Consider the following 11,425-nt stretch of genomic DNA (forward strand, 5'->3'; position numbering starts at 1 on the left):
CCCCGCATCCGTACGAAGGCGACTGGCTCGCTTTCTCCGTGCACTCCGGGCCGGACCGGCTGACCTGTACCGTCCGGCCCGCGAGCCGGGTGGCGGACAGTCCCGCGGCACAGGAGGTGCCCGAGGGGGGCGTGAGCCCGTTGGCGCCGCTGTACCGGCCGATCGCGCTGGCCATCGCCCTCACCGAGGCGGCCACCGCCCGGCAGGTGTCCGCGGTCGTGATGCGGGAGCTGCTGCCGGCCTTCGGCGGCCGTCGGCTCGCGATCTACCTGCTCCAGGAACGGCACCTTTACCTGGAATGGGAGACGGGCTTCCCGAAGGGCTTCCTCGCGCCCTTCGAGGGCGTGGACCTGGGCGCGCACCTGCCCGGCGTGGAGACCCTCACCACCGGCCGCCCGCTGTTCTTCGACTCGATGGAGCAGCTCACGGCCGCCTACCCCGGCATCCCCCTGGACGCCACCGAGGGCGCCCGCGCCTTCCTGCCGCTGATCGCCTCCGGCCGCCCCGTCGGCTCCTGCATCCTCGGCTTCGACCGGCCGCGCAGCTTCAGCACCGAGGAGCGCACCGTGCTCACCGCGCTGGCCGGGCTGATCGCCCACGCCATGGAGAAGGCGCAGCGCTACGAGTCGGAGACCGTGCTCGCCCGGGGTCTCCAGCAGGCGCTCCTCCCCCGCCGTCTGGCGGCGCACCCGCTGCTGGAGACCACCGGGCGCTATCTGCCGGGCACCGCGGGGATGGACGTGGGCGGTGACTGGTACGACGTCGTCGAGTCCGGTGACGGGCTGGCCCTGGTCATCGGGGACGTCCAGGGGCACGGCGTGCAGGCCGCCGCCACGATGGGCCAGCTGCGCAGCGCCGTGAGGGCGTTCGCGCTCGGCGACCGGCCGCCGGACGAGGTCCTGAGCAGTACCAACCATCTCCTCATCGATCTCGACCCGGGCCTGTTCGCCAGCTGCTGCTACATCCGGCTCGATCCCGCCACCGGGCTGGCCAGGGCGGCCCGCGCCGGGCATCCGCCGCCGCTGCTGCGCAGCCCCGACGGCCGCACCCGGGTCCTGGACCTGCCCGGCGGGGTGGTCCTCGGCGTGGCCCCGCGGGCCCGCTACCCGGTGACCGAGTTCCGGATGGAGCCCGGCGCGATCCTGGCGCTCTACACCGACGGTCTGGTGGAACGGCCCGGAAGTGACATCGACCAGGGGATCACCGCGCTGCGGGTGGCCCTAGCGAAGGCGGGCGCGCCGGCCGCGCGGCCGGGCAGCCGGTTCCTGGCGGGCGTGGCGGACCGGCTCACGGCGACCGCCCGGCACGCCCTGGACCGCCCCGACGACATCGCGCTGCTGCTCGCCACCCGGCGCGCGGCCGCGACGAGGTCGCCGTGAGGAGGGTCTGGCGGGTTTGTTCATGTTCTGTCACAGCGTGTGACGCCCCTCGCCTCCTGGGGCGCGGCAGTGTAGACATGGGCACATGGTCCGACTCCTGGGCCGCTTCGGGGGCGGGACGGCCCGTCGCCCCGGCGCTCCCCGCCCACCGCAGACACCCGACCGCCCACACGACCGGCACGAGGGCCCGCTGATGGGCGGTTCGCCCACGCGGGCGGAGCACGACGGGGCTCGCACGCGGCGGCGGCCGGGAGCCCTGCGGGCGGTGGTCGGCGGCCGCAGTGTGGCCGGACAGGTGTTCGTCCTCCAGGTCGTGATCGTCCTGCTCCTCGTCGTGGCCGCGGTGGTGGCCCTGGTGCTCCAGGTGCGGCACGACACCACGATCGAGGCCCGCAACCGTTCGGTGGCCGTCGCCCAGGCCTTCGCCAACGCCCCCGGGACCGCGGAGGCCCTCAGCAGTCCCGACCCCACGGCGGTGCTCCAGCCGCGCGCCGAGGCCGCCCGCCGGGCCACCGACGTGGACTTCATCGTCGTCATGAACACCGAGGGCATCCGGTACACGCACCCCAAGCCGGACCGGATCGGCAAGAAGTTCGTCGGGAACATCGCTCCCGCCCTGGCCGGGGGTGTGGTGACCGAGGACCTCATCGGCACCATCGGACCGCTCGTGCAGGCCGTCGTCCCGGTCAAGGCGGCCGACGGCAAGGTCGTGGGCCTGGTGTCGGCCGGCATCACGACCGCCAAGGTGGGCGGCACCGCCAACCAGCAGATGCCGCTGCTCCTGACGGCCGCCACGGTCGGGCTCGCCCTGGCCATGGGGGGCACGGCACTGGTCAGCCGACGGCTGCTGCGCCAGACGCACGGGCTCGGCCCGCACGAGATGACCCGCATGTACGAGCACCACGACGCGGTGCTGCACGCCGTGCGCGAGGGCGTGCTGATCGTCGGCGGCGAGGGCCGGCTGCTGCTCGCCAACGACGAGGCGCACCGCCTCCTCGACCTGCCCGCGGACGCCGAGGGCCGGCACGTCCTCGACCTCGCGCTGCCCGCCGACACCGCCGGGCTGCTGGCCTCCGGACGGGTCGCCACCGACGAGGTGCACCGGGTCAAGGACCGCCTGCTGGCGGTCAACCAGCGGCCCACCGACATCCAGGGCGGGCCGCCGGGCAGCGTGGCCACCCTGCGCGACTCGACCGAGCTGCGGGCCCTGTCCGGGCGCGCGGAGGTGGCCCGCGAGCGCCTCGACATGCTGTACGACGCGACGGTGGGCATCGGCACCAGCCTGGACGTGACCCGCACCGCCGAGGAGTTGGCCGAGCTCGCCGTGCCGAGGTTCGCCGACTTCGCCACCGTCGACCTCTACGACGCGGTGCTCAGCGGGGGCCAGCCGGAGGCGGCGACCACTCTGCGCCGGACCGCGCTCAGCGGCATCCGCGCGGACGCCCCGCTGTTCAAGGTCGGCGAGCGCATCCCCCTGGTCGACTCCGCGCCCCAGGCCCGGGGCATCAGCAGCGGCCGGGCCGTCCTGGAACCGCGTCTCGCCGAGGCGCCCGGATGGCACGCGCAGGACAGGGAGCGCTCGGCCCACGTCATGGAGTACGGCATCCACTCGCTGATCGCCGTTCCCCTGCGGGCCGGCAACCTCGTCCTGGGCACGGTCAGCTTCTGGCGCTCGGACAAGCCCGAGCCCTTCGACACCGAGGAGGTCGCGCTCGCCGAGGAGCTGGTCACCCGGGCCGCGGTGTCCATCGACAACGCCCGCCGCTACACCCGCGAGCACACCATGGCGGTGACCCTCCAGCGCAGTCTGCTGCCGCGCCGGCTGCCCGAGCAGGACGCCCTGGACATCGCCTACAAGTACCTGCCCGCGCAGGCCGGGGTGGGCGGCGACTGGTTCGACGTACTGCCGCTGTCCGGGGCGCGGGTCGCGCTCGTGGTCGGTGACGTGGTGGGCCACGGCCTGCACGCAGCGGCGACCATGGGCAGGCTGCGCACGGCGGTCCACAACTTCTCCGCCCTGGACCTGCCGCCCGACGAACTGCTCGGCCTGCTGGACGAGTTGGTGGCCCGGATCGACCAGGACGAGGCGGAGGAGAGCGGCAACTCCCCGGTCACGGGGGCGACCTGCCTGTACGCCGTCTACGACCCGGTGTCCCGGCTGTGCACGATCGCCCGCGCCGGCCATCCGCCACCGGCCCTGATCCACCCCGACGGCCGCGTCGAGTACCCGGACGTGCCCGCGGGTCCCCCGCTCGGACTCGGCGGTCTGCCGTTCGAGACGGCCGAACTGGAACTCGCCGAGGGCAGTCGTCTGGTGCTGTACACGGACGGCCTCGTGGAGGACCGGGAGCGCGACATCGACGTGGGCCTGGAGATGCTCCGGACCGCGCTGGAGCAGGCGGGCCCCTCGCCCGAGGACACCTGCCGGACGGTGCTGGACGCACGGCCGCCGTCCCGGGCCGCCGACGACATCGCCCTGATCGTGGCCCGCACCCGGGCGCTGCCGGCCGACCGCATCGCCGACTGGGAGGTGCCCGCCGACCCGGCGGCCGTCTCGGACGTGCGGGCGGCCGTGTCCCGGCAGCTCGCCCGCTGGGACCTGGACGAGCTCGCGTTCACCACGGAGCTGATCCTGAGCGAGCTCGTCACCAACGCGATCCGTTACGGCGGCGACCCCATCCACGTCCGCGTGCTGTACGACCGCACCCTGATCTGCGAGGTGTTCGACAGCAGCAGCACCTCACCGCATCTGCGGTACGCGACCATGACCGACGAGGGCGGTCGCGGACTGTTTCTCGTCGCCCAGCTCAGCGAGCGCTGGGGCACCCGGTACACCCCGGCCGGCAAGGTCATCTGGGCGGAACAGCCGCTCCCATGAACCGATTCGCGATCCTTTCACCGCCCATAAGGTGATCTTATGAGCTCATAGACGGGACCCGCGTACCGACTTAGGCTTGCCTTAGCTTAGGCTTCCCTCGAGTTGATCTGTCACCGCTCGAAGGGAACCTGATCATGCCCCGCCCCCTGCGGGTAGCCATCGTCGGAGCCGGCCCCGCCGGGATCTACGCCGCCGACGCGCTGCTCAAGTCCGATGCGGCCGCCGAGCCCGGTGTCTCCATCGACCTCTTCGAGCGGATGCCGGCCCCGTTCGGACTGATCCGTTACGGCGTGGCTCCGGACCACCCCCGGATCAAGGGCATCATCACGGCCCTGCACCAGGTGCTCGACAAGCCGCAGATCAGGCTGTTCGGCAACGTCGACTACCCGACCGACATCAGCCTGGACGACCTGCGCGCCTTCTACGACGCCGTGATCTTCTCCACGGGCGCGACGGCCGACCGCGAGCTGCGCATACCGGGCATCGACCTCGACGGCTCGTACGGCGCCGCCGACTTCGTCTCCTGGTACGACGGACACCCGGACGTGCCGCGCACCTGGCCGCTGGAGGCCGAGAAGGTCGCCGTGCTCGGTGTCGGCAACGTCGCCCTGGACGTGGCGCGCATCCTCGCCAAGACGGCCGACGAACTCCTGCCGACGGAGATCCCGCCGAACGTGTACGAGGGCCTGAAGGCCAACAAGGCGCTGGAGGTCCACGTCTTCGGCCGTCGCGGCCCGGCGCAGGCGAAGTTCTCCCCGATGGAGCTGCGGGAGCTGGACCACTCCCCCAACATCGAGGTCATCGTCGATCCCGAGGACATCGACTACGACGCGGGGTCGATCGAGACCCGGCGCGGCAACAAGCAGGCCGACATGGTCGCCAAGACCCTGGAGAACTGGGCGATCCGCGATGTCGGCGACCGCCCGCACAAGCTGTTCCTGCACTTCTTCACCTCGCCCACCGAGATCCTCGGCGAGGACGGCAAGGTCACCGGTCTGCGCACCGAGCGCACCGCCCTCGACGGCACCGGCAACGTCAAGGGCACCGGCGAGTTCAAGGACTGGGATGTCACCGCGGTCTACCGCGCGGTCGGCTACCTCTCCGACAAGCTCCCCAAGCTGCCCTGGGACATCGACTCCGGCACGGTCCCCGACCAGGGCGGCCGCGTCATGCAGGAGAGCGGCGAGCACCTCCGGTCGACGTACGTGACCGGCTGGATCCGGCGCGGCCCGGTGGGTCTGATCGGGCACACCAAGGGCGACGCCAACGAGACGGTGTCGAACCTGCTGGACGACTTCCGCAACGACCGTCTCCAGACGCCGGATTCGCCCGAGCCGGAGGCCGTGGACGCCTTCCTCGCCGAGCGCGAGGTCCGCTTCACCACCTGGGACGGCTGGTACAAGCTGGACGCCGCCGAAAAGGCGCTGGGCGAGCCCCAGGGCCGCGAGCGCGTGAAGCTCGTCGAGCGTGAGGACATGCTGCGCGAGAGCGGCGCCTGATCCGCACCCGACGCCGGTCGCGCCGAGACCCGACAGGGGCCGGCCCGGCCGGCGTCGCGCTGTGCACGGAACCCTCGCCGCCGCCCCGGCGTTCCCCACGTGTCCGTGCGACCGCGCGGGCCGACGCGGGACGAACGGGGTGGGTGTGACACGCGTACTGGTCATCGGCGGCGGTGTCGCCGGCACGGCGACGGCTCTGGCGCTGCACAAGGCGGGCTTCGAGGCCGTCGTGCACGAGGCCCATCCCCACGCGGCCGAGGACATCGGCGCGTTCCTCACCCTGGCGAGCAACGGCATGCGCGCCCTGGCCCAGTTGGACGCCTCCGCCGCGGTCACCTCGATCGGCTTCCCGCTGACCTCGCTGCGGGTCCTGGACGACCGCGGCACCGAGCTGGCGCACACGCCCATGGGCGAGACCTCCGACCCGCTCCTGCACTACCGGTGCCTGCGCCGCGGCGAGCTCGGCACCGCGCTCCAGAGCGAGGCCGCGCGCCGAGGTGTCACCGTCCGGCACGGCGCACGGCTCGTCTCCGTCGAGGACGGCCCCGACGAGGTCACCGCGCACTTCGCCGACGGCTCCACCGCGACCGGCGACCTGTTGATCGGCGCCGACGGCCTGAACTCCGCCGTACGCCGGTCCGTCTCACCGCAGGCACAGCCGCGCTACGCCGGGCAGTACGTCTTCTACGGCTACACGCCCGGCGCGCCCCCGCAGGCCGGCGACGCGTGCATCACCATGGTCCGCGGCAGCGGGGCCGCCTTCGGCTACGCGGTGTCGCCCGAAGGGGAGGCGTACTGGTTCGCCCGGGTGACCGGCGAGCCGCTGCCCGCCCGGGAGTTGGCCGAGGGCACGCCCGCCGGCCGGCGCGAGCTGTTGCTGCCGCTGCTGCGCATGGACACCACGCCGGCCGCCGACCTCGTGGCGGCCGGCGGTGACGACCTGATGGTCACCAATGCCACCGAGATCCCCACCGGCACCCCGTGGCGCCGCGGCCGGACCCTGCTCGTCGGGGACGCCGCCCACGCGGCCTCACCCGCGACCGGCCAGGGGGCCTCGATGGCACTGGAGGACGCGGTCGTCATAGCCAAGGCACTGCGGGACGCCCCGGACACGGATGCCGCGCTGGCCCTCTACGAGAGGCTCCGCCGCCCCCGCGTGGAGCACAACATCACCGTCAGCGGCGGCATCTCCCGGGGCACCCGCCCGTCCTCGGCAACCCCCCGCCCCTCCGAGGAGGACCTGGCCCGGCTCCTGGAATGGGACGCGGACCTCTGGTCCGAGCGGCAGCCCCACTAGAATTTGAGCCCGAACGACCTGCGCCAGACGAAGGAGCCGCCCGTGCCCGGCCAGCGATCCATCACCCAAGCCGAGAAGCTCGCGGCCGAGAAGCTCGGTGGGTTCCCGATCCGACGGGACCAGATGGCGGCCGTGGCGAACATCTACCGTGCCGCCTCCGCGGTCCGCCAGCACCTGGAGAACTCCGTGCTGCGCGGCTCGGACCTGACGTGGACGGCGTTCGTCGTGCTGTGGGTCGTGTGGGTGTGGGGCGAGTCGGAGACCCGGCACGTGGCGGAGGAGGCCGGGATCTCCAAGGGCACCCTCACCGGCGTCGCGCGGACCCTGGAGACGCGCGGGCTGCTGAGCCGCGCCGGGCATCCCACCGACGGGCGGCTCGTGCTGCTCCGGCTCACCGACGAGGGCGAGGAGCTGATGCGCAGGGTGTTCCCGGCGTTCAACGAGGAGGAGGCCTTTGTGACGGCCGGCCTCAGCGACGACGAGTGCCGAGGCCTCGCGGAGGGGCTGCGGCAGGTCGTGCTCCAGGTGGAGGAGCACGGCGAGGAGCGCCGCCGCGAACTGCTGGGCGGCTCCGAGCCCGCTCCGCGGCGCAGCGGGCGGCGCCCCAAGGCCTGAACCCGGCCCCGAGCCGGGGCTTGCCCCCGGCCCTGGACCCGGCCCTTCTCAGGAGAACAGCGCCCGGATGTCCGGCTTCTTGCCGCCGAAGATGCCGTCCTGCTCGCCCAGGGCGGCGAGCTTCTCCAGCGAGGCCATGTCCACCTGGGCGGGCCAGCTCGGGAGGATGAGCTCGTTCAGCACATCGCCGCTGATCTTGGTGTAGGTGGTGAGGACCTGCCGGGCCTCGTCCGGATGGCCGCCCGCGTACTCCAGTGACTCCGTCATGGCCTCGGTGAAGTTCTTCACCAGGGCGGGATCCTGCTGCGCGATCTTCGTCGAGGTGAACCAGGTCGCGACGGTGAGCTTGGGGTCGGTCTCGGCGAACGGCGAGGCGACGACCCGGGCCCCCTGCGCCTTGGCGACCGTCTGGGCCGGCTCCCCCATCCAGGCGGCGTCCACGCGACCGCCGTCCAGCGCGGCCGGCATCTGGTCGAAGGGGATCTCGACGAACTTCACCTTCGCCGGGTCGCCGCCGTCCTCGCGCACCGACTGACGGACCGTGGTGTCTCCGATGTTCTGGAGCGTGTTCACGGCGACCGTGCGTCCGGCCAGGTCCTTCGCGGACTTCACCGCGCTGTCCTTCTTCACCAGGACCGCGGTGACATCGCCTCCCACCTTGCCGTTGGAAGCCGCCCCGTTGACCACGGACTTCACCGGAACGCCCTTGGTCTGGGCGAGCATCAGGGACGTGGTGTTGCTGAAGCCGAACTGGAACTGACCGCTCACCACTCCGGGGATGATCGCCGCACCGCCCTGCGCGGTCACCATCCTCAGCTCGATCCCCCGGTCCGCGAAGAAGCCCTTCTTCTGCCCGAGGTAGAGCGGGGCCACGTCGACGATGGGGATGACACCGACCGTGACCTGTGTCTTCTTTCCTCCGCCCGCGGACGACGTGCCGCCGCCCCCGGAGTCCGACGACCCGCACCCGGCGGCGCCCGCGAGGGTCACCACCGCAACGGCAAGTCCGAGCACGCGCCTTTGCATGGGGCCCTCCTGACGAGACGGCAGTACGTCTCACGACCCGTCCACTGATGTTGTGCACATCATTGACGCCCGCAATGTACACGCCTACTTTCGCCGGTGTCAGTCCCCCCGACCGCAGGAAAACGGACTGCGCCCAAGGAGCCCACGTCTCGTGATGCACCGCATCCGCACCCGTACGCTCGTCGCCGTCGCGGCGCTGCTGCTCGCCGCCCCCCTCACCGCGGCCGCCCGGCCGGCCGAGGACGTCCACGTAGAGGGCCGGCTGCCGTCCGGCGCGACCTACTTGATGGACGCACCAGCCGGCTGGAACGGCACGGTCCTCCTCTACAGCCACGGCTACACACCGCCCGGCGTCCCCAACCCGGCCCGCAACGCCCCCGACGACACCACCAAGTCCCTTCTGCTGAAGCAGGGTTACGCGCTCATCGGGTCCTCGTACGCCACCACGGGCTGGGCCGTCACCGAGGCCGTGCCCGATCAGCTCGCCACCCTCGACACCTTCACCGCCCGCTTCGGGCGCGCCGGCCGGACCATCGCCTGGGGCACCTCCTACGGCGGTCTCGTCACGACCGCCCTCGCCGAACGGCACGCGTCCCGGCTCGCCGGTTCCCTGTCGATGTGCGGGCTGGTCCAGGGCGGTGTCGCGAACTGGAACAGCACCCTGGACCCGGTGTTCGCGCTGAAGACCCTCCTCGCGCCCGGCTCCGGAATCCCGTTGACCGGGCTGCCGAGCCCGGCCGCCGCGGCCCAGGCGTCCGACGCCATGACGGCCGTCCTCGCCGGGGCCCAGCAGACCGCCGACGGGCGGGCCCGCATCGCGCTGGCCGCCGCCCTGCACAACATCCCCGGCTGGAACGACCCTTCGCAGCCCCGCCCGGCGCCCACCGACCGGGACGCCCAGCAGTCCAACCAGTACCAGGCCGTCGTCGGGCTGGTGAAGTTCCCCGCCTTCGTCTGGCGCCAGGAGGCCGAGTCCCGGGCGGGCGGCAACATGTCGTGGAACACGGGCGTCGACTACCACGCGATGCTCCGCCACTCCCCTTACCTCAAGGAGGTCGAGGAGCTGTACGCGAAGGCGGGTCTCTCCCTGGAGTCCGACCTCAACTCCCTCGACAGCGCCCCGCGGATCCGCGCCGACCGGCCCGCCACCGACTGGATGAGCCGTACCAGCTCGTTCACCGGGCGCCTCACCAAACCCCAGCTGAACATCCACACCACCGGCGACGCCCTGATCCCGGTGCAGTCCGAGAGCGCCTACCGCCGGGCCGCGACGGCCGGGGGCTCGGCTCCCCTGCTGCGGCAGCGCTATGTCGACAACGCGGGCCACTGCACCTTCAACCCCGGGGAGCAGATCGCCGCCCTGCACGCGCTGGAGGACCGGATCGGGAGCGGCCACTGGTCGGGAAGTGATCCCGCTTCCCTCAACTCCCGTACCACCGCGGCCGACCCGGATTCGCCGGCCCGCTATCTGCCCTACTCCCCGGCCGCCTACCCCCGCCCCTACGACCGGGCACACCCGGCCGACGTGGGCCGGAAGTAGCCCTTGACCGTCACGGTTCCGTGGTCTCGGACTCCAGCGAGGCGCGCGTGGCCCTGCCGTAGACACCTGAGTCGTCCTCCAGGACGAAGCGGGTGAACTGGTAGGTGCGCACGGCGCTCTGGACCTGCTGGTCGAAGTCGCCGTCGGCCTCTCCGTCATAGAGGCCGACCTGCCGCAGCCGGAGCTGGAGTTCGACGACCTCGGGCCCCTGGTCGCCGAGGGCGAGCACGGGAGGCTCACCGTTCGACACGGTCGGAGCGGGGGCCGCCGTGCCGGTGGCGGCGGCGCTCGACGGGACGCCGGTCGGGGTGGCGGTGCCCGTCGGGGAGGCGCTGTCACTGGAATCCGCGCTCGGGGAGGCGGAGGGCGACGCGGAGGACTGCGTCGAGGTCGCCGTGGGAGACGAAGCCGTGACGGACGGACCGCCCGACGAGGGCGGCCCCTCCGGGACACCGGCGCGCACACCGCCGGCCACGGAACCGTCCCGGGAAGGGCTGTCGTAGCTGAACAGCCCGCCGACGAATCCGGCCGTGACGAGGACGGCGACGCCCGCTCCCGCCCCGGCGACGGCCGTCGCCCGCCGCCTGCGCCCACGCGGGGCGCCCTCGGCCGGGGGCTGCCCGCCCGGCTCCTCGCCCAGCGGCTGCGCCGCGTCCGCGGGCATGGTGGTGACGTCGCTCAAGTCACCGGTGAGGAGCGGTCGTTCCGGCTCCGCGGCCGGGTCGGCCGCCGCCTCGCCGACCTCCACGAAGGGCCGGATGCGCACCGGGTCGAAGTCCTCCGCCGCGGCCGCGGCGGCCGTACGGGACTCGCGGTGGGCCTCGGAAGCGCGGTGCGCACAGGCGCAGGAGGGAGTGCCGTCCGCCGTCCGGGGCGCCCCGCACTCCGGGCAGACGAGGACTGGTGGTTCACTCACGCGCGTTCCCTCTCCCTACGATCTTCATATCGTAGACAGATATGACGCGCAGAAATTCCACAACTCGTATCCCATGGGAACCATGGCTTCCGCAGGGCCGAGATTCAGCCACCGCTCGTGAAGCAGAGATGAACGGCGGGGCACGCGGGGCGCCAACACCCTTCGGATGAGGGGAACTTGACGGGACGAGTGCGCACGAGACCGGCGACAACATGGGGTAACCAGCGGTAACTTCTGTCCCGCCCCGCCCCTTCACCCGCGCCACTCCCCAGGAG

Annotated in this window: 8 protein-coding genes; 6 read left to right on the forward strand and 2 right to left on the reverse strand. The window is 72.6% G+C overall.

What is annotated here, in order from left to right:
* The 5 genes from EHS43_RS24825 to EHS43_RS24845 all read left to right on the forward strand — a co-directional run.
* Positions 1 to 1,379 (forward strand): PP2C family protein-serine/threonine phosphatase (locus tag EHS43_RS24825; RefSeq protein ID WP_125192974.1); only part of this gene is annotated, 1,379 nt, incomplete at its 5' end.
* Between the two features lie 193 nt (positions 1,380 to 1,572).
* A complete protein-coding gene (locus EHS43_RS24830) occupies positions 1,573 to 4,257 on the forward strand; it encodes a SpoIIE family protein phosphatase/ATP-binding protein (protein ID WP_260470694.1) in 2,685 nt (894 codons plus the stop codon).
* 134 nt (positions 4,258 to 4,391) lie between these two features.
* On the forward strand, positions 4,392 to 5,756 hold the full coding sequence (locus EHS43_RS24835) for an FAD-dependent oxidoreductase (protein ID WP_125192975.1): 1,365 nt from the start codon (positions 4,392 to 4,394) through the stop codon (positions 5,754 to 5,756).
* Positions 5,757 to 5,901: 145 nt separating this feature from the next.
* Positions 5,902 to 7,053: an NAD(P)/FAD-dependent oxidoreductase gene (locus EHS43_RS24840; RefSeq protein WP_185806389.1), complete on the forward strand. Its 1,152-nt coding sequence runs from the start codon at positions 5,902 to 5,904 to the stop codon at positions 7,051 to 7,053.
* A 42-nt stretch (positions 7,054 to 7,095) separates the two neighbouring features.
* Entirely contained in the window at positions 7,096 to 7,668 is a 573-nt protein-coding gene (locus EHS43_RS24845) for a MarR family winged helix-turn-helix transcriptional regulator (protein WP_125192977.1), read from the forward strand.
* Positions 7,669 to 7,716: 48 nt separating this feature from the next.
* On the opposite strand, the gene EHS43_RS24850 is transcribed toward EHS43_RS24845, so the two are convergent.
* Positions 7,717 to 8,694: an ABC transporter substrate-binding protein gene (locus EHS43_RS24850; RefSeq protein WP_125192978.1), complete on the reverse strand. Its 978-nt coding sequence runs from the start codon at positions 8,692 to 8,694 to the stop codon at positions 7,717 to 7,719.
* Between the two features lie 154 nt (positions 8,695 to 8,848).
* On the opposite strand from EHS43_RS24850, the gene EHS43_RS24855 reads away from it, so the two are divergent.
* Positions 8,849 to 10,234: a S9 family peptidase gene (locus tag EHS43_RS24855; protein ID WP_125192981.1), complete on the forward strand. Its 1,386-nt coding sequence runs from the start codon at positions 8,849 to 8,851 to the stop codon at positions 10,232 to 10,234.
* 10 nt (positions 10,235 to 10,244) lie between these two features.
* Here the strand turns inward: EHS43_RS24855 and EHS43_RS24860 are convergent, their stop codons facing one another.
* Positions 10,245 to 11,150, reverse strand: coding sequence for a peptidoglycan-binding protein (locus tag EHS43_RS24860; RefSeq protein ID WP_125192979.1), 906 nt, complete (start codon positions 11,148 to 11,150; stop codon positions 10,245 to 10,247).
* Between the last annotated feature and the right edge of the window lie 275 nt (positions 11,151 to 11,425).

Source organism: Streptomyces sp. RP5T (assembly GCF_003933965.1).
In the GTDB taxonomy this organism is placed as follows: Bacteria; Actinomycetota; Actinomycetes; order Streptomycetales; family Streptomycetaceae; genus Streptomyces.

Coding starts and splice junctions, on each gene's coding strand:
- EHS43_RS24830 (WP_260470694.1), top strand. CDS start 1,573: ATGGGCGGTTCGCCCACGCGGGCGGAGCACGACGGGGCTCGCACGCGG.
- EHS43_RS24835 (WP_125192975.1), top strand. CDS start 4,392: ATGCCCCGCCCCCTGCGGGTAGCCATCGTCGGAGCCGGCCCCGCCGGG.
- EHS43_RS24850 (WP_125192978.1), bottom strand. CDS start 8,694: ATGCAAAGGCGCGTGCTCGGACTTGCCGTTGCGGTGGTGACCCTCGCG.
- EHS43_RS24855 (WP_125192981.1), top strand. CDS start 8,849: ATGCACCGCATCCGCACCCGTACGCTCGTCGCCGTCGCGGCGCTGCTG.